This window comes from Actinoplanes sp. NPDC026619, from assembly GCF_040638295.1.
Lineage (GTDB): Bacteria > Actinomycetota > Actinomycetes > Mycobacteriales > Micromonosporaceae > Actinoplanes.
Map to the genome: position 1 here is coordinate 1 of NZ_JBEZYA010000019.1, position 18,656 is coordinate 18,656.

The 18,656-nt window shown below is 70.9% G+C and carries 15 protein-coding genes; 5 read left to right on the forward strand and 10 right to left on the reverse strand.

Features of this window, described 5'->3' with window-relative positions; all coding sequences use genetic code 11:
- Positions 1-773 precede the first annotated feature (773 nt).
- Both AB0E90_RS33915 and AB0E90_RS33920 read right to left on the reverse strand, forming a co-directional pair.
- Positions 774-2,096, reverse strand: a complete 1,323-nt coding sequence (locus tag AB0E90_RS33915; protein WP_360415120.1) for an FtsX-like permease family protein — start codon at positions 2,094-2,096, stop codon at positions 774-776.
- Entirely contained in the window at positions 2,093-2,818 is a 726-nt protein-coding gene (locus AB0E90_RS33920; protein WP_360415122.1) for an ABC transporter ATP-binding protein, read from the reverse strand. The genes AB0E90_RS33915 and AB0E90_RS33920 overlap by 4 nt, the downstream gene beginning before the upstream one ends.
- Positions 2,819-2,918: 100 nt before the next feature.
- Between AB0E90_RS33920 and AB0E90_RS33925 the strand changes: the two genes are divergently transcribed.
- Positions 2,919-3,842, forward strand: coding sequence for a TetR/AcrR family transcriptional regulator C-terminal domain-containing protein (locus AB0E90_RS33925; protein WP_360415124.1), 924 nt, complete (start codon positions 2,919-2,921; stop codon positions 3,840-3,842).
- Here the strand turns inward: AB0E90_RS33925 and AB0E90_RS33930 are convergent.
- Complete coding sequence (locus AB0E90_RS33930; RefSeq protein ID WP_360415126.1) at positions 3,827-6,604, reverse strand: M36 family metallopeptidase; 2,778 nt, start codon at positions 6,602-6,604, stop codon at positions 3,827-3,829. The genes AB0E90_RS33925 and AB0E90_RS33930 overlap by 16 nt on opposite strands.
- Positions 6,605-6,657: 53 nt before the next feature.
- Positions 6,658-7,146, reverse strand: coding sequence for a MarR family transcriptional regulator (locus AB0E90_RS33935; RefSeq protein WP_360415128.1), 489 nt, complete (start codon positions 7,144-7,146; stop codon positions 6,658-6,660).
- Positions 7,147-7,228: 82 nt separating this feature from the next.
- Between AB0E90_RS33935 and AB0E90_RS33940 the strand changes: the two genes are divergently transcribed.
- The 3 genes from AB0E90_RS33940 to AB0E90_RS33950 all read left to right on the forward strand — a co-directional run bounded on the left by AB0E90_RS33940 (position 7,229) and on the right by AB0E90_RS33950 (position 9,440).
- Entirely contained in the window at positions 7,229-7,804 is a 576-nt protein-coding gene (locus tag AB0E90_RS33940; protein ID WP_360415130.1) for an NADPH-dependent F420 reductase, read from the forward strand.
- Positions 7,801-8,418 carry a hypothetical protein gene (locus tag AB0E90_RS33945; protein WP_360415132.1) on the forward strand — a complete coding sequence of 206 codons (618 nt, stop codon included), beginning with the start codon at positions 7,801-7,803 and terminating at the stop codon, positions 8,416-8,418. The genes AB0E90_RS33940 and AB0E90_RS33945 overlap by 4 nt, the downstream gene beginning before the upstream one ends.
- Before the next feature lie 62 nt (positions 8,419-8,480).
- Complete coding sequence (locus AB0E90_RS33950; protein WP_360415134.1) at positions 8,481-9,440, forward strand: helix-turn-helix transcriptional regulator; 960 nt, start codon at positions 8,481-8,483, stop codon at positions 9,438-9,440.
- 51 nt (positions 9,441-9,491) lie between these two features.
- Here the strand turns inward: AB0E90_RS33950 and AB0E90_RS33955 are convergent, their stop codons facing one another.
- The 5 genes from AB0E90_RS33955 to AB0E90_RS33975 form a co-directional block, all read right to left on the reverse strand.
- Positions 9,492-11,210 (reverse strand): integrase, encoded by a 1,719-nt coding sequence (locus tag AB0E90_RS33955; RefSeq protein WP_360415136.1) that lies wholly within the window; start codon positions 11,208-11,210, stop codon positions 9,492-9,494.
- Positions 11,211-11,315: 105 nt separating this feature from the next.
- Complete coding sequence (locus AB0E90_RS33960; RefSeq protein ID WP_360415138.1) at positions 11,316-12,263, reverse strand: D-2-hydroxyacid dehydrogenase family protein; 948 nt, start codon at positions 12,261-12,263, stop codon at positions 11,316-11,318.
- 22 nt (positions 12,264-12,285) lie between these two features.
- The gene (locus AB0E90_RS33965) at positions 12,286-13,770 is read right to left on the reverse strand and encodes an alpha/beta fold hydrolase (protein ID WP_360415140.1); all 1,485 of its coding nucleotides are present in this window, start codon (positions 13,768-13,770) and stop codon (positions 12,286-12,288) included.
- 67 nt (positions 13,771-13,837) lie between these two features.
- Positions 13,838-15,559, reverse strand: coding sequence for an MOSC and FAD-binding oxidoreductase domain-containing protein (locus AB0E90_RS33970; RefSeq protein ID WP_360415142.1), 1,722 nt, complete (start codon positions 15,557-15,559; stop codon positions 13,838-13,840).
- Positions 15,560-15,577: 18 nt separating this feature from the next.
- On the reverse strand, positions 15,578-16,582 hold the full coding sequence (locus tag AB0E90_RS33975) for a methyl-accepting chemotaxis protein (protein ID WP_360415144.1): 1,005 nt from the start codon (positions 16,580-16,582) through the stop codon (positions 15,578-15,580).
- 92 nt (positions 16,583-16,674) lie between these two features.
- On the opposite strand from AB0E90_RS33975, the gene AB0E90_RS33980 reads away from it, so the two are divergent.
- Positions 16,675-17,811, forward strand: coding sequence for an epoxide hydrolase family protein (locus AB0E90_RS33980; protein ID WP_360415146.1), 1,137 nt, complete (start codon positions 16,675-16,677; stop codon positions 17,809-17,811).
- Here AB0E90_RS33980 and AB0E90_RS33985 read toward each other — a convergent pair.
- Positions 17,779-18,633, reverse strand: a complete 855-nt coding sequence (locus AB0E90_RS33985) for an MBL fold metallo-hydrolase (RefSeq protein WP_360415148.1) — start codon at positions 18,631-18,633, stop codon at positions 17,779-17,781. The genes AB0E90_RS33980 and AB0E90_RS33985 overlap by 33 nt on opposite strands.
- Positions 18,634-18,656 lie beyond the last annotated feature (23 nt).

Consider the following 18,656-nt stretch of genomic DNA (forward strand, 5'->3'; position numbering starts at 1 on the left):
TAGTCGTCTTACTCTCAGAGTGACCAGGTGGCCGTCTCACACCCATCCCTCCGTCGAGGGACAAAACCCCAACCGACCTTAAAAGCCGAGTCAAGAAAAGTGGCCCCTCCCGGGTGCACCGAAGGCCCTACATGCAGGAAAGCGGCCTCTCCTGCCGCCCGGCGAGGCTCGCTGATCGCGTGGTGGGGCCGGTCCGGCGAGGTCGCGGTTGCCGTGGCCCGTGCGGGGAAACGGCCTGGCTCGCCCGCCCCGACCGTGACCCGAGAGCCGCCGGTAGGTCCGTGGGGCTGAAGGTCTGCCGCGGCGTCGCGCGTTTCGCTCACGCTCTTTTTTGCGTACGTGGTGCCCCACTCCCGTGCCGGCCGGTCCCGGTAGGTGCAGCTCACCCTCCGCGCGCCCGCTACGGGCGGGCCCGGCCCCGACGCCTTCCCGGCCGCCGACAGGCTTTGAAATCCTTCACATTGACAGGCAGGTCCGGGGCAACCGAGGCAGGCGCGCGCTCCGAGCTCCGGATCCGCCGCTGAAGGGCTGGAGGTTCCGGATGTCGGGTTCTGCCAGCCGGCAAGCCGCCAGCCGTGGTCATACCCGCTCGAAGGGCGCATAACCGACATCCGGAACTAAAGCCATTCTTTCCGCGAAAGCCTACGAGTTGACAGAGCCGAACGTCCCGAGTGGAGCTGACCAACGCCTCTGGTCCGGTAGCCGGGCGGAGGAGGCAACTTGTCGGATAAGATCGAATTGTTGGAATCGCGCACGCGCCCGCCGTTGATGATCTAGACTCCGCGGGCCGCGAGGGCGGCCGGACCGCGGATCTGACGCCGGGTGGCGCCCACCGTTGCCGCCGCCGTCAGGGCCACCGCGATCGCGACGATCACGGCGTACGCAAGCGGGGTTGCCTGTGGCCAGAGGCGATCCGCCCGGGCCGAGCCGAACGGGACGACCGTGAAGAGCGAGGCCAGCGTCCCGCCGAGCGCCCCGGTGATCGTGACGAGCAGGCCCTCGAGCGCGACCATCGCGGTCAGCTGCCCGCGGGTGGCGCCGGCCAGGCGGTGCTGGGCGAACTCGCGGCGCCGGGCCGCGGTGGCTGCGACGAGTGTGTTGACGAGCATGACCGCGACGAACAGCGTGATCATGCCGATCACCACGAAGTTGAGCGTCTTGACGTCCTGGGCGTAGTCCGGCTCGATCTGCCCGGCCGCCGCCTTGTTCTCGATGAACTGCATGTAGATGGTGCCGGTCGCGATGCCGGTGAACAGCAGCACCGGCATGACCGCGCCGGCCAGCTGCCGGGTGCGCGCGCGAACCCCGGCGACCGCGAGTTCGCCGGCGGCCCGGCCGAGCGTGCGGACCGGGCCGCCCAGCACCGCCGTGACCAGCCGCAGCAGCTCCGGCGCGAGCAGGGCCAGCCCGAGCGAGGCCCAGATGCCGGCCTGCCCGGCCGTCTGCATCGCGTCGATGCCCTTGCCGTCCATCAGCGTCGCGGTCAGTGTGGCGCAGCTGGTGGCGGCGAGCAGGAAGATCACCGCGCCGATCCGCCGGGCCCGTGGCCGCTCGGGCTTGCCGCCCGGGGGCGCCGCGGTGCGCCGGGCGGTGGCGACGCCGGCGACGATCGAGCCGAGCAGCGTGACGCCGAACCCGATGCCGAGCGCGACCGCCCCGAAGGCGGCCGGCACCGGCTCCGCGACCTGCCCGGTGTTGCGCATGAGATCCACCAGGACGCGACCGAGGGCCAGCCCGACCGGCACCGCCGCCGCCGAGGCGACCAGGGCGACGACCGCGGCCTCTCCGACGATCATGCGGCGTAGCTGCGGGCCGGTCGCGCCGATGCGGCGCAGCAGTTGCACCTGCTCGGCGCGCTGCCGGACGGACAGGCTCATGGTGGACGTGACGGCGAACGCCACGATGACCAGGCACCAGCCGCCGCCGACGCCGGCCGTGGTGGACAGTGAGTCGGCGCTCCCGGGGTCCGCGCCGGCCGCGGTGTCGATCAGCGACGCGAACGCCATCAGCAGCGCCGCGCCCAGCAGGGCGGTGAGGAAGGTGGCGACGAAACCGCCGGGGCGGTGCCGCAGGTTGCGCAGGGCGACGGCGATCATGCCGCCACCTCCCCGAGGTGGGCCAGGCGTTCGGCGACGGCGTCGGCGGTGGGCGCGCTGAGCGCGCCGGCCAGGCAGCCGTCGGCCAGGAAGAGGACCGAGTCGGCGTACGCCGCGGCAGTCGGATCATGGGTGACCATCACGACCGTCCGGCCGTGCTCGTGCACCACCGCCCGCAACAGCGTCAGCACCTCGCGGGCGGAGCGCAGGTCGAGGGCGCCGGTCGGCTCGTCGGCGAAGATCACGGCGGGCTCGGTGACCAGGGCCCGGCCGATCGCGACCCGCTGCCGCTGCCCGCCGGACAGCTTCTCCGGCCGGTCATGCAACCGCTCGCCGAGGCCGAGCTGACCGAGGACGGAGCGGCAGCGCGCCCGATCGGCCCGGAGGCCGGCCAGCCGCAGCGGCAGCAGCACGTTCTGCTCGACGGTCAGGGCCGGCAGCAGGTTGTAGTCCTGGAAGACGAAGCCGACCCGGCGGCGCCGGAACTTCGTCATCGGGGTGTCCTTGACCGCGGTGAGCTCGGTGCCGTCGATGAACACGCGGCCGGAGGTGGGCCGGTCGAGCCCGGCCGCGCACTGCAGCAGGGTGCTCTTGCCGGAGCCGGACGGCCCCATCACCGCGGTGAAGCTGCCGGCGGCGAAGGTGGCGGTGACGCCGCCCAGCGCGGTGACGCCGCCGTCGTAGGTCTTGTGGAGGGACTCCAATCGAACCGCGTCAGTCATTGGTACAGCGTACAAGTGCACTACACGGCGAGTAAGTAGTGCTAGCACTACTATTCCACAGTGCACTAGACTGCGGTGCACTAGTGCACTAGGGGGTGTTGTGGACGAGCCGGTCTTTCGCCGCATCGCCGGGGAGATCGCGGAGCGGATCACCTCCGGCGAGCTCGCGCCGGGCGCGCGGGTGATGTCGACCCGCCAGATCGTCGAGCACTACGGGGTGGCGATGGCGACCGCCACCAAGGTCATCACCGAGCTGCGCCTGCGCGGCCTGGTGCAGTCGACCCCGGGCATCGGCACCGTGGTGACGCACCGTTCCGCGCCACCGCGGAGCGCGCCCGGCCGCGACCGCGTGGTGCGCGCCGCCATCGCTGTCGCCGACGCCGAAGGACTGGCCGGCCTGTCCATGCGTCGGCTGGCCGCCGAGCTGGGCCTGCCGACGATGTCGCTCTACCGGCACGTCGAGGACAAGGATGAGCTGCTGCTGCTGATGATGGACGAGGTGATGGGGGCCAACCCGCCGCCGGCGCTGTCGCCGGAGCGGGACGGCTGGCGGGCCTGCGTCGAGGCCCTCGCCCGCCTGCAGTGGTCGATGTATAGGCGGCACACCTGGCTCGCCCAGGCGGTCTCCTTCACCCGGCCGCTGCTGGCCCCGAACGCCATGGCGCACACCGAGTGGGCGATGCAGGCCCTGGACAATCTCGGCCTCGCTCCGGAACTGCAGTTCCGGGCCGCGGTGACGGTCGCCAACTACGTCCGCGGAACGGCCGTCGGCCTGGAGGAGGAAGCCCAGGCCGAGCAGGAGACCGGGATGACCGACCACGACTGGTTCGCCACCCAGCAGAGGCGATTCGATGCCGTCCTGGCCACCGGCAGGCTCCCGATGATGGCCCGTTTCGCCGCTTCCGGCAGCGACTTCGGCCTGGACATGCTGCTGGACTTCGGCCTCCAGCGACTTCTCGACGGCCTGGCGTGGGCGATCCGCGAAGAGCGGATCACCCACGCTCCCGATCAGGCCGCGCCGTAGACGCCCACCTCCACGGTGTCGACGTACGAGCAGCCGGTGAACTCGCCGGGGCAGGTGCCGCCCTCGTCGGCGACCTGCGTGCCGAGCATCGTGTAGCGGACGAACCGCACCCCGGTGGTGCCGGCGGACAGCGGGACCGCGTTCATCCGGTCCCGGTCGGCCGGGCCGAAGTGGCCGGTCGCGGCGACCGTCCAGGCGGCGCCGTCCGGTGACGTCTCCACCCGGTAGTCGCCGGTCGACGAGCTCGCGTCGTCACCGCAGTTGCCGGTCGGGTTGACCTCGATCGACGTGACGGCGACCGCTTTCGGCAGCTGGATGGTGACGAAGCGGGGCTCGATCGCCGTGCCGCCGGTGAGCACTGCGTCGGAGCTCCAGCCGGTGCCCTGCGACATGTCGATCGTCTGGCCCGGCCCGCAGCCGAAGCCGCTGTAGTCGTCGCCGTTGAAGCCGGCCAGCTGGGCGCCGCCCGCCGACGCGGCCCAGTCACGGCGGACCGACCAGTCGACCGTGCCCGGCGTCCTGGTCACGGTGACCGTCTTGACCTGTCGTTCGTACCCGGAGCCGCTGGCCGCGACCTTGGGATACGTACCCACGAAGATGTTTTTGATCTGGTAGTGCCCGGCGCCGTCGGTGACCGTGGCGTAGGAGCCGGCGAAGCCGGAGCTGTGCCCGCCGAAGGTGACCGCGACCCCGGCGGCCGGCAGTCCGGTGCTCTGATCGATGACGGTGCCGGTGATCGAGCTCCGGGCCGAGCCGGGCGCGGGCGGCGTCGAGAAGTCCTCGATCGGCTCGGTGTCCGAGCCGTCCACGGTGGCCGCGAAGAAGCCCATGCCGCGGGTCGCGAAGACCTTCCAGATGTCCTTGTTGTGCTTGGCGCCGGCCACCACGCGATCGGCGATCAGGATGGCGTTGCGCATGTCGAGGTAGGAGGGGTCGGCGGGGGACAGCTCCATCGCCCGGGTCACCAGCGACTCGGTGAGCTTGACGCCGAGCTTGGCGCGCAGGTCCCACAGCGTCTGCGCCCAGATCTCACCGTCGGCGTGCACCTCGGCGCCGCGGCGGGAGATCTTGCCGAAGTCGCCGTAGGTGTAACCGCCCGAGCCCGCCGTCGCGGTGCCGGGGCACACGGTGGCGGAAGCGCCGACCGGGCAGTCCAGCGGCTCGGTGCGGATGGTGTTCGCCCCGGCCGTCGAGTACTCGAAGACCACCAGCTCCCCGGGCGCCCGGGTGTCCTTCTCCAGGCCCTCCTTCTGCAGGTAGTCGTAGGCGTACCAGTCGCTCCACGCCTCGCCCATCGCCCCGGACTGCGGGCCGTTGAGGGTGGACACCCCGGTCGCGTCGACGACCAGCCGGTTGGACAGACCATGGGTGTACTCGTGGTAGACCGAGGACGCCTCGTTGCCGACGTCGGACGGCACCCACGGGTCCTCCTCCGGCGTCGTGTTCGCGGCCGGCTGCAGGTACATCTGCATGGTCGGCGGGGTGCCGTCCGGCGGCGTGGCCATGTTGGCGTTGTCGACGTGGTTGCCGTCCGGGAAGCCGTTGTCGGTGTTCGCCCCGTCCAGGTCGTTGACCTCGACCTGATCGCCGTCGCGGGTCTCGAAGTTGCCGGCGGCCCGGGTGAACCCGATCGGCGCGGCCAGCAGGTGGTCGTGGAAGACCGAGGTGAAGTAGAGCAGCTGGGTGGCGTCCATCGCCCGGTTCGCGTCCCACGAATAGGCCACCGCCGGGTCCCACGTGCACTGGAACTGCGCCGAGCACAGCGGGCCGGTGAACTGCTTCAACGGATAGGCGAAGCGCCCCGGCGAGCTCGGCCCGACCTCTTCGCCCGCGTCGGCGGCGTCGTTGTCGTTCAGGTCGGAGAACACGTGCGCGGAGTTGCCGGTCAGCGTCGTCGCGTTCGGCGAGATCCACTTGCCCAGCGAGACCCGCTTCTGCTTGCCCCCGGCGGGCGCACCCGGATAGTTGTCCCACACCAGGGCGTCCGGCCCGGCGTCGTGATCGGTCAGGCTCTGCCGGTAGAGGATGCGGCCGTTCTGCGCGTCGACGACGTGCAGGTAACCGGCCTGCATGGTGAGCGTCTGGTAGCCCAGGCGCAGGCCGCCGCCGGTCGGGAAGGCGACCAGCTTCGCGTTGTCGCTGGTGGTCGGCCGGGTCTCGCGCGCGTCCTTGCGGGCGGTGTCGAGGGCCTGCGCGCCGGTCAGCCGGGCGCCGGCGAGCGAGGCCGGGACCTGACGCACCGGCGAGCCGGTCATCTGGATCAGCGAGCCGTCGCGGGCCACGTCGGCCCGGATGCCGTTGCCGAACACCGGCACGTCACCGACCTGCTGCAGGAAGCTCAGGTGGTGGGTGCCCTCGATGTCCTTGTAGTCGCGGCCCAGCTTCAGCGTCGCCGGGTCGACGCCGAACAGGTCGGCGTGCGCCTTGAGGTAGTCGCGGGCGACCTGCACGGCCGGCTTGCGGGACGGCCCGGTCAGGAAGCCGTCGAGCTTGGCCACCTGCCGAGGCGTGCCGGTGAACGAGTCGATGTCGACGATGCCCTGCTGACCGAGCGAGTCGCGCAGGCTGTCGGCCCCGGCCGCCTTGGTCTTCCGAGAGCCGGCCACGGCCGGGTCGCGGCGCGCGTCGTAGTTGTCCGGAGCAGCGGTCGCTCCCGGGCGGGTCGCAGGGGGAGCGGCCTTCGCCGGACCCGCGCCGGCCGGAATCAATCCCACGACCAGGACCGAGGCCCCGGCGATGAGCGTACGTCTGAAGTGTGTCACCCGGTCAGACTGGCGCAGCCATCGACGCAGATCAACAACACAATTGACTCATATCAACGTGAGTCCGGGTCGTATCTCCGATACAAGCCGTCCGGATCGAGTCGCCGGAGCATCGCCTCGGTGATCTCGCCGAGCTGGGTGACCTGCTCCGGGGTGAGCGCGTCCACCACGTACTCCCGGACTGTCTCGACGTGCCCCGGCGCCGTCGCCTGCACTTTCGCCCAGCCGTCGGCGGTCAGCCGGGCGTTGGTGGCGCGGCGGTCCGCAGGGCACGGGAAGCGCTCCAGCAGCCCGCGCTGCTCCAGGCGCGCCACCACGTGCGACAGTCGGGCCAGGGTGGCGGTGGTGCGCTCGGCCAGCGCGGTCATCCGCAGGGTGCGCTCCGGTGCCTCGGAGAGCATCGCGAGCACGTAGTAGTCGAAGTGGGTCAGCTGGGCGTCGCGCCGCAACTGACTGTCGAGCGCCGCCGGCAGGAGCTCGAGCACGGCGGTGAGCCGCACCCAGGCGGCCAGCTGCTCCGGGGTGAGCCATCGCGTGTCCACGCTCACAGGTTAGTTGTTTCTACAACCATTGTCGAGTAGGTTGTAGCTACAACCAATTGCTCGGCTATTCGAGGAGACCGACATGGCGCACATCAGCATCATCGGCAGCGGAAACATGGGACAGGCGATCTCCGGGCTGGTCGCCAAGGGTGGCCACACCGTCGAGCTGGTCGGCAGCGCCGACGGCGGCACCGCGGTGACCGGCGACATCGTGGTGCTCGCCGTGCCGTACCCGAAGGTGGCCGAGGTCATCGCCGAGCGCGGCGCGCAGCTCGCCGGCAAGGTCGTCGTCGACATCACCAACCCGCTCAACTTCGAGACCTTCGACGGCCTCACCGTCCCGGCCGACGGCTCGGCCGCCGCCGAGATCGCCGCCGCCCTGCCCGGCTCGACCGTGCTCAAGGCGTTCAACACCAACTTCGCGGGCACGCTGGTTGCCGGCTCCGTCGGCGGCGCGCCCACCACGGTGCTGATCGCCGGCGACGACGCGGACGCCAAGGCGCTGCTCGCCGGCGTGGTCGGTGCGGCCGGCCTGCGGGCGGTCGACGCGGGCGGCCTCAACCGGGCCCGCGAGCTGGAGTCGATCGGCTTCCTGCAGATCACCCTGGCCGCCGGCGAGAAGGTCAGCTGGACCGGCGGCTTCGCGGTCGCTCAGTGAGCTTCGCTTCTCCGGTCGTCGCTGCCGCCGGCAGCGACGACCCGGCGGCGCCTCTGGTGGTCCTGCTGCACGGCCGCGGCTCCCACGAACGCGAGATTCTCACCCTGGCCGATCATCTCCCGGCCGATTTGGCGTACGCCGCGGTCCGCGCCCCGATCGCCGAGGGCGGCGGGTTCGCCTGGTTCGCCAACCGCGGCATCGGCCGGCCGGTCGCCTCGTCGCTGCGCGAGACGATGGACTGGTTCCGGAAGTGGCTCGACTCCGTCGACCGCCCGGTGATCCTGGTCGGCTTCAGCGGCGGCGCGGCCTTCGCCGGCGGCCTCGTGCTCGACGACCCGTCCCGCTACGCCGGCGCCGCGATCCTCTACGGCACCCTGCCGTTCGACGCGGGCGTCCCGGTCGAGGCCGGCCGGCTGTCCGGGCTGCCGGTGTTCGTGGCCGAGGGCGAGCACGACACCGTCATCCCACGCCAGCTGCTCGATCGCACGTGGACCTATCTGTCGGACGAGTCCGGCGCGGTCACGACAGCCCGCCGCGACCCGGTCGGGCACGGCCTGGCGGCCCCCGCCCTGGCGGCGTTGGCCGAATGGCTGCGCTTGAACAGGGCCGAATGACCTGATGCCCGCGCGGTGCGCTGTCGTAGTGTGATGGCTACCGAGCGTAAGACAGGGTGTGGATGGAACACAGTGCGCCGGCCGCCTGGGTGTCGGCCGACCTCGACGAGATCATCGAGTGGTATGCCAAACACGCTCACGTCAAACTGTCCGCCTCGTCGCCGGCCTTCGCCGCGCCCGGCCTGCACCTGGACGACCGGTCGGTCGGCCGGATCCGTGTCGCCCGCTCGCAGATCCCGGCCGACCTGACCCTCACGACAACCAGCACCGAGGTGTACGCGGTGGCCACCGTCCACCGAGGCAGCCTGCACGTCGACGAGGCGCCGGGCCGGTGGCGGATCACTCCCGAGGTGGCCGGCATCTACGGCCCGGTCCGCGCGCCCCGGCGCAACCACGTCCTGCCCCACACCGACATGACCTACCTGCAGATCCGCCGCGACGACCTGGAACGGCAGCTGGAAGGCCTGATCGACCAATACATCCCGGGCCCGGTCGACTTCCGCCCGTCGCTGCCGACCGGGGGCGAGCCGGCCTGGCTGCGCCTGTTCCGGGTCTTCACCGACGTCTTCGACGACCTGCGCAGCGCCCTGCACAGCCCGCTGATCACCAGACCCCTGTCCGAAGCAATGATCACCACCTTGCTGTACGCCGCCGACAACCCCTACCGCGAACTGCTCCGCCGCCCGGTCCGCCCGGCCCGGCCCCGCCACGTCCGGGTCGCCATCGACGCCATCCGGTCCGAGCCGGAGCGCCCTTACACGGTCGCGTCGCTGGCCGCGCTGTCCGGCGTGAGCGTGTGCTCGCTGCAGCAGGGCTTCCGGGAGCACCTGGGCATGTCGCCACTGGCCTACCTGCGCCGGGTCCGCCTCCACCGGGTCCACGACCAGCTCGAACGCGGCGAGGGCGCCACCGTGGCCGAGGCCGCCCACCGCTGGGGCTTCACACACCTGGGCCGCTTCGCCGCGGCCTACGCCGACGTCTACGGCGTGGCCCCGTCGGTGACCCGCTCCGCAGCCCGCTGACTCGGCGCTTCTGCAATTGGCTCGGGCCCCGGACTCCGTGTATAGTTCGGCTCAGATCGCAAAGGCCCTCGCCATTTGGCTGGGGCCTTTGCTTTTCCCGAGATTTTCCGGCCGCTGTCGGCGGGGTTCGAGGAGATCGGCCACGGTCAGGCCGGTCTCACCTCCGACCAGTTTCAATCCGACCTCAGCCCGGGCGGCGAGGTTGAGCGGTGCAAGGCCTTCGGCGAGTGTGCCGTAAGTGATCCGGTTGAGCCCGGCGCCCACCAAGGGCGCCGCGATGCGCAGCGCGGCCTTCAGAGCCACTCCCTGGGTGGAGCCACCGTGAAGAACGATGTTGCGGGTCCGGTACAGACGCCTCATCGCGATCCGGAAGACGGCGACGGCAGTAGCAAGTTCGCCCGTGGGGTTGGCGACGACTCGTCGCATTCGGTGCACCGCCGCAATGTCCGAGTTTCCCCGGAAGCAGTCGGCCATTTCTGGCCCGTTGCCCGCCGTCAGAGCCTCCACCATTACGAACGCTCGTTCTCGGCTGCTCGTGCAGGTTGCCAGCGCATCGGCGAGTGAGTCAGAGGTATCAGATCGATACCGGTAGGCGAGAGTGGTCAGTTCCGCGCGAGGCCACGAGCAGGCGATGATGGCGGCCAGCCGGTCGGCCGCGACAGCCTTGCCGGAGCGTTCCTCCTCGCTGGGATCGTCCGGATGTGACAGCAGCGATTCGACCGCGGCCCACGCCCCGGCCACCGCGGGACCGAGAGCACCGTGGTTGACCGGCGCGGCCAGCTCCAGGGCATCGTCGATTACCGTGCGCGGCCCCTCGACCTGGTAGAGGCGCCCGCCGTTCACCAGATTTCGCAGGTCAGCGCCCCTGGCCGGGGTGGCGAACGGAATCGGTTCCGCGTGTTGATCAACCCACAGCTGTGAGGCGGGCCTGATCACGCCCCCGTCGCTTCGTATGAAAGACGATCGCGCCACCATGCGCTCGACGAACTCGCGTGCCTGGCTCGCTGCGCCGAACGGATCTCGCGCGACAACCCGATAGACAAACCCGCCGGCGGCGCGGACGCCGCTGGTGGGATGCCCCCGCTGCCGCAGCCAGTCCACGACTTCCCGGCCAGAGACCCATACTTCATGTTTCTGAGCCTGCTTCAGATCGGGCGCACTATCCAGCACGGCGAGCACGGTGAACTCCGACGGTGCGGCCGCATCGAGCGTGACCGCAGCCTGGAGGACGTCCTCAGCGGTCGCCCTCCGCCGGGCCAGCTCTCCCATCCATCCCGCCAGGTGGCTCACGTCGTAGCCGAGATCGAGCAGATGTGCCGCGACGACGCGGGCGATCCGTTCCGGGCGCGGGCGCTGCTCCGGTGGCCGGGCGGCCGCGGCTGCCCAGCGAGTCAGGTAGCCACCGCGGGCGTGCTCGACCACCTCGCGGAGCCGGCGGTGAGCGGGGCTGGGATCGGACAGCGGATTCTTCAGCAGCGCGGTGAGCTCGGCGCGCAAGTCGCGGTCGCCAAGGCCGAGGTCGGGGCCGATGACCTTCAACAATTCGTAGCGCTGCCAGTCGACCGCGCCGACGGACAGCACGCGATGCCGGGCCCAGGTGCACGCCTCCAGCAGTTCCTCCAGCGCGAGCAACGAGCCCACGTCCCACAGTCGGCGCGTCCATAGCTGCCCGCCGAGTGTGAAGAAGTCGATCATGCGAGCACGAATATGGCTGTCGTACATATCAATCGGATTTTCGGGCATCACCGCTACACAGTAGAGCGATGCCACTCGGCAATGCCTCGCCGATCTGCTGGGAACCGCCTTTTGTTATGCCAAATTCGGACGATCACGTGGAGCATTCCACGATGGAATGTTGTTAATACGCTCGGCGTATCAGGTCAGTACGCGCAGTGGTGTTCCGGAGCGCCACGCGGTGATCGACTCGACGACCTGTTCGTACATGACGCGATAGGTGCGGTCGGTTACGTAGCCGAGGTGGGGCAGCAGCACCGTGTTGGGGGCGCCGCGCAGTGGGTCGCCCGGCGGGAGCGGCTCGACGTCGTACACGTCCAGGCCGGCGCCGGCGATCTTGCCGGTGGTCAGCGCCGTGGCCAGTGCGCCGCGGTCGACGATCGGGCCGCGCGACGTGTTGACCAGGATGGCGGAGGGCTTCATGGTGGCGAGGTCGGCCGCGCCCACCAGGCCGGTCGTGCGGGCGCTGAGCTTGAGGTGGACCGTCAGGACGTCGCTGGTGGCGAACAGCTCGGCCCTGCTCACCAGGGTCGCGCCGGCCTCGGCCGCCCGCTCCGGCGTGAGGTTCTGGCTCCAGGCGATCACCCGCATGTCGAAGGCCCGGCCGATCCGCGCCACCTGCGTGCCGAGCCGCCCCAGACCGAGTACGCCCAGCGTGCTGCCGTTCAGGTCGGTGCCGATCGTGGTCTGCCAGCGGCCGTCGCGCAGCGCCCGGTCCTCGGCCACCACGTGCCGCTGCACGGCGAGGATGAGCGCCCAGGTCAGCTCGGTGGTGTTCGAGCTCAGCGCGGAACCGCTCATGCCGGTGCCGCTGACCGTGACGCCGTGCGCCGCGGCCGCTGCCAGGTCGATGGACGCATTGGCCATCCCGGTCGTGACCAGCAGCCGCAGGTCGGGCAGTTGGTCGAAGATCTCGGCCGGGAACGGCGTTCGCTCCCGCATCGCCACCACGACCTCGGCGCCACGCAGCGCGGCGACCGGATCGGCGAGGTGCTCGTGCAGCACCTCCACCTCGGCGTCCGGCAGCGAGTCGAACGGCCCGTACGCCCGCGCGACCCGCTGATAGTCATCCAACACGACGATCTTCATATTCGGACCGTACGCCGCATCGTCAGCCCGGGATCGGCGCGTCCCGGCAGACGGTCCCGGCCGGTGGAAGCGTGAGCCGCAGCAGGTATTCGTACATGTAATTCTCGATGCAGGCGCTCTTACGCCGGGCCGTGTGCCCCTCGCCCTGCCAGGTGATCAGATGGCCGTTCTCCAGGGTGTGCGAAAGGGCGACCGAATCGGCGTACGGAGTATCCGGATCGCCGGTGTTCCCGGAGACGAGAATGGGCGCCGACCCGTGCGCCGCATACGAACCGGCATAACGGCTGAGTTGCGCGGCCGGCCATTGCAGACAGGCCGGCGCGTGCGTCTGGTCGTAGGCCGGCGGCCCGTAAACCATTCCCGGCGCGGTGAGCGGGAAGTCGGCCGCGACCTTGGCCAGCCGGGCCTGCAGTTCGGTGCGGCTGGCCGGGAAGAGGCGGTCGGCGCATTCGACCGCGACGTTGACCGCGTTGAAAGTGGCGTCGGACGGGGCGATCGCGTACATCAGCGGCCCGGTGCGGGACTCCGCGAGATGCAGGTCCGTTCCCAGCGCGGTCCACCGCCGGGTGCCACTGTTGAGCCGGGCCGTCAGTTCGGCCAGCATCGTCGCGCCGTTGACCGTGACGTTCCCGGCGGCGTCGCGCAGCGGGCGGGCGTCGAGCGAATCCAGCACGGCCCGCAGTTTCGCCACCGGATCGCCCGTCCCGAACGCGCACTGATCGGTGTGGGCGGCACACCATTCCAGGAAACGGTGCGTCGCCGACTCGGTCGCACGGTACTGCCCGTAGTCGTACGCGTATGGGTCGTCGGCGTATTTCCGCGGGTCATAACCGGAATCCAAAACCATTGCCCGGGTACGTTGCGGGAACATCGCGGCATAGACAGTGCCGACGTAGGTGGCGTAGGACCCGCCGAAATACGTCAGTTTGTCGTCGCCCACGGCCGCCCGCAGCAGGTCGAGATCGCGAGCCTGAAATGCGGTGCCGACATACGGCAACAGCCCACCGGAATGCGCCTGGCAGGCGGCATCCCACTCCCGCGCGAGCCGAACGGTGGTGGCGAACGAGTGCGGCACCGCCCGCCCCCACTGCGCCGCATAATCCGGCTGATCCAGGCAGCTGACCGGCTGACTGCGGTGCACCCCACGCGGATCGAACCCGACGATGTCGAACCGATCGCTGATCTCCGGAACCACCGACGTGGCAAAGCTCTGCACCCAGTCCCACCCGGAGCTGCCCGGCCCGCCGGCGTAGAGGAACAGCGTGCCGATCCGAGCCTCCGGCTTCGCCGCGGGATGCCGGCGCAGCTGCAGCGTCAGCCGAGCCCCACCGGGCCGCCGGTAGTCGACCGGAACCTGTGCCGCCGCGCACTGATAGACCCCGTCCCCGCAGTCGGCCCAGTCCAGCACCGGCACCGGCACACGCGGCGCCACGTCGTCGGCGACCGCCCCACCGCCGAACGCCAGCAGCGAGGTAACCACACCGGCACAGGCCCGAAGAAGACTCATCCCCCGAACATAGAAAGATCACCGCCCGCCACCGCCCGAACGGCCCACCCGTCACACGAAATGACCATCAGAGGTCCAGGACCACCGGGCCGCTGGGTTTGGTTGAGCAGATCAGGACGTTTCCGGGGGCGGGCTGGTCGATCGGGTCGGGGTCGTAGGTTACCGAGCCGGCGAGCAGGCCGGTTTCGCAGTTGTGGCAGACGCCTATCCGGCAGGACCAGCGGGCCGGCACGTCGCAGGCCTCGGCCAGGTCGAGGAGGCTGCCGCAGTCGGCCGGCCACGGGACGGTCAGGTCGCTGCGGGCGAAGGACACAGCCGGGCCGGTGCCGGGCTCGCCGGCCGGGGCGTGCGGCGGGCGGGCCGGCGTCGCGGCGATTCCGGGGGTCAGGCCGGGGCGGGCGCCGAAGATCTCGGTGTGGATGCGGGCGGCCGGCACGCCGGCCTCGACCAGTGCCGCTGTGACGCCGGTGAGGAACGGGGCGGGGCCGCAGAGGTACGCGTCGGCGTCGGGCGGCAACTGGAGCGTACGCAGCAGATCTGCCGTCAGGCGGCCGTTGGTGTCGTAGTTCTTGTCGGCCGGGGCGGGGCGGCTGAGCCAGACGTGGGAGTGGGCGTGCGGCAGGCCGGCGAGCAGCTCGGCCACCTCGGTGGCGAACGGGCGTTCGGCGCTGTCGCGGGCGGCCTGCAGCCACCACACCTCGCGGGTGGACTTCTCCGCTGCGAGGGCGTGCAGCATGGCCAGCACCGGGGTCGCCCCGACGCCGCCGCTGACCAGCAGCACCGGGGTCGGCGCCGGGCGCAGGACGAACGAGCCGCGGGGTGCGGCCGTGTCGATCAGGTCGCCGGGCCGGACGTGGGTGTGCAGGTATCCGCTGGCCTCGCCGTGTGCTTCCTGCTTGACGCTGATCCGGTAACCGGTGCCGCCGGGCTGCCCGGACAGCGAATAACTGCGGACGAGACCCGGCCGGAGCCGTACGGTCAAAAATTGTCCCGGAAGCGCGGCCGGCACCGGGGCGCCGTCCGGGTCGGCCAGCCGGATCGAGGTGATGGTGGTGCTCTCCGCCTCGACCGCGGTGACCCGCAGCGGCCGGAAACCGGGCCAGGCCGGCGGTGGCGCGGCGTCGACGAGACCGGCGTTGCCGTTGGCCGGTGCGGTGAGGATCGCCTGGAACGAGCCCTGCCAGCCGGGGCTGAGCGCGGGAATGCGCAGCGCCCGCTCGATCCGGTCGCGCGGGTGGCCGGGGAGGTAGAGCAGGCCGTCCACCTCGGCGATCGTCATGGCTTCCGGGCCGTCGGCGACCTTGACGATCTCGTCGCCGGCGCGCACCTCGCCCTCCTGCAGCACCCGCAGGTAGAAGCCGGGCCGGTGGTGTTGCACGAGCAGCGCCGGCATCCGTGGCTCGGCTGTCCGGATGCCGACCCGGTAACACGTGACCCGCGGCTGGGTCACCTCGAACAGTGCCTCGCCGATCCGGTAGCGGTCGCCGACGCACACCTCGTCGTCGGCCAGCCCGTCGACGGTGAAGTTCTCGCCGAACTGGCCGAACGTGAAGTCGTCGCGGCCGAGGAACTTCCGCCAATGGTCGTACGCGCCGAGTTGGTACACGAAGACGGCGCGCATCTCGCCGCCGTGACCGCCGAGGTCGCCCTGCCCGTCGCCGTCGAGGTTGAGCTTCCGCGCCATCACCGGCCCGTCGACCGGGGCCTTCCAGATGCCGGTGTGGACGGTTCGTCCTTGCCAGGACACGTCTTTGGGCAGACCGACGTTGACCGAGCGCAGCGTTGCCATCCCGGCATCGTCCTGCGATCAGTAGCTCTGTGTCGAGGCCTGGATCAGATCGTCGATGGACTGCTGGGTCGACGTCAGCGCCTGCATCGAGGCGTCGATCTCCTCGATGCTGTGCACCGCCTCGCTGGTCTGCGCCCGGATCGTCTCCACCTGCTTGGAGATGTTGTCGGTGGCCTGGCTGGTCTCGTTGGCCAGCTCCTTGACCTCGTGCGCGACCACGGCGAAGCCCCGGCCGGACTCGCCGGCGCGGGCGGCCTCGATGGTGGCGTTGAGGGCGAGCAGGTTGGTCTGCGAGGCGATGCCGGTGATCAGCTTGATCACCTCGCCGATCTTGGCGCTGCTGGCGTCCAGGTGGGCGATGGTCTGAGTGGCCGCGGCGGCCCGGGCGACCGCGGCACTGACCGCCTGGGCCAGGTCGGCGCTCACCCCGGCCAGCTGCGACGACCCGCTCGACAATTGGGCGAGCTGCTGCTCGGACGCCTCGGCCAGCCGCTTCTCGTTGTCGATGTCGCGCAGCGCGCCGGCCACCCGCAGCGGGACGCCGCCCGGTCCGCGGCTGGTGGCGCCGGTGGCGATGAACCAGCGGTATTCGCCGTTCTTCAACTGAAGGCGATATTCGATGTTGTACGGCGTACGGCCGGTTCGGTCGTTGAGGTGGCCCATGAACGCCGCGACCACCCGATCCACGTCATCCGGGTGCAGGCGCGACGCCCAGCTGCTGAGGATGTTCGGGAAGTCCCGCTCGTCGGTGAAGCCGAGCATGTGCCGGAACTCCTGCGACCACTGGAACACGTTGTTCGGGTTGACCGGGTCGTTGACCACCACGTCCATGTCCCACAGCCCGATCCCGGCGGCTTCGATCATCAGTTCGTACCGCTGGATCTCGGTGGAGTGCCGGGCCCGCTCGTCGGTGAGCTCCAGGCGCAACGCCTCGAGCTCGGCCGACAGCTGAGCCTCCGCCTCTTCGGACCGGCCGAAGACCGAGAGGGTGTCGGTACGATCCCGGCGAGAGCCGAACGCCATGCGGAACTCCTGGTTTGTACAGTTTTCGAACCACAAGTGTCGCCGACCCGGGCGGGTTCGTCGCCGGATTCCGCAGGATTACCGTCGGTCCCATGACGGATGGGTTCGATCTCGAGGCGTTCACCCCGCGGGCCGGGCCGGCAGCGATCGAGGACCTCCGCCACCGGTTGCGCGCCACCCGCTTGCCGGACGCGCCCGAGGACGCCGGCTGGGCGCTCGGCACCGACCTGTCGTACCTGACCGAGCTCGTCACCTACTGGGCGGACGGCTTCGACTGGGGCGCGTGGGAGGCCGGGCTGGCCCGCCACCCACGGTTCCGCGCCACGGTCGGCGGGCATCGGGTGCAGTTCGTGCGCGCCCGCGCCGGCGGCGGCGCGCTGCCGCTGTTCCTCTGTCACGGCTGGCCGGACTCGTCCTGGCGGTACACCCGGGTCATCGACCTGCTGACCGACCCGGCCGCGCACGGCGGCGACCCGGCCGACGCGTTCGACGTGGTGGTGCCGGACATGCCCGGGTTCGGTTGGTCGGACCGCCCCGGCACTCCGCTGAACTCGATCGAGGTCGCCGCGCTCTGGGCTGAGCTGGCCACCGCCGTGGGCTACCCGCGGTTCGGGGCGGCGGGCGGCGACATCGGCAGCCACGTCGCCCGGTACCTCGCGCTCGACCACCCGGACCGGGTCGTCGCCGTGCACCGGATGGACGGGGGACTGCCGTCGCCGGCCATCGACCCGGCCACCCTGTCCGAACCCGAGCGCGCCTGGATCCGGCGGGCCGGGGAGTGGGCCGCGGAGGGCGGCGCCTACATGCGCATGCACGTGACCCGGCCGCAGACCGCCGCGTTCGGCCTGACCGACTCGCCGGCCGGCCTCGCCGCCTGGATCGTGGAGAAGCTGCGGGCGTGGAGCGACCCGGCCGGCTCATACGCCAAGGACGACGTCCTGGCCCTGCTGAGCGAGTACTGGTTCACCGGCACGATCGCGTCGTCGATGCGGATGTACCACGCCAACGCCGCGATCCCGCCCGCGCAGCTCGCCCGCCGGGTCGAGGTGCCGTCCGGCTTCGCGCTGTTCCCCGCCGACATCGCCCAGCCGCCGCGCGAGTGGCTGGAACGCTCGACGAACCTGGTCCGCCTGACCCACCTCGGCCGGGGCGGCCACTTCGCCCCGTTCGAGGAGCCCGAGCTCTACGCCCACGAGCTACGCGAGTTCTTCCGCCCGTTTCGCGGCTAGCCGCTTGGCCTGCCCGTCGTGCATGTCGCTCACCCATTCGTAGCCGGGCTGAGCCGACGGGCCGATCCGCGGGTCATCGGGCACCTCACCGGCGCGCAGGGCGAGCACGTACGCCCGGTCCCGCTCGATCCGCGCCCGCACCTCGCCGGCGCCGCCGACCGACCCGTGCCCCGGGATGACGACATCGACGCCGTCGGCCACGCCCTCCAGCAGACGGAGCGCCGCGAGGTAATCCTCGATCGGGTCGGCGGCGGCGCCGAACAGGTCGAGCATCGGGATCAGCACATCGGAGAGCATGTCGCCGGCGACGAGAACCCGGAGCTCCTCGACGAACAGCGCGGCATGGCCCGGGGTGTGCGCCTGGTGCTCGATGATCCGCACCGGCGGCCCGTCCCACGGCACCTGCGCCGTCCCGGCGGGCAGGGCGGTGATCAGGCCGTACCGGTCGAGCGGGACCTGATCGGCCATGCCGGTCGGCTCCAGGTGCTCGGTGATCTTGGCCTTCGCATCCGGGTCGGACAGTTCTTCCCGGACATCGGCCGCGCAGCGGGCCGTGCCATAGCGAGGGGCCGAGCCGAGCTTGGCGTGCCAGAGCAGATGATCCCAGTGCGAGTGCGTCGAGAAGCCGGCCACCACGGTCCGGCCTTTACCGGCCAGGTCGTCGGCAAGGCAGGCCAGCTCGTGGTCCTGCACCCCGGGGTCGACGAGCAGCACGCCGTCGCGGCCTTCCACGACGACGGCGTTGCTCTGGATGAACTCACTGACGTGGACCAGCACGCCCTCCGCGACCGGCCTCAGCACGGGCCGGCCACGCGCACGCAACGGAAAACGCTCATCTGTCCATC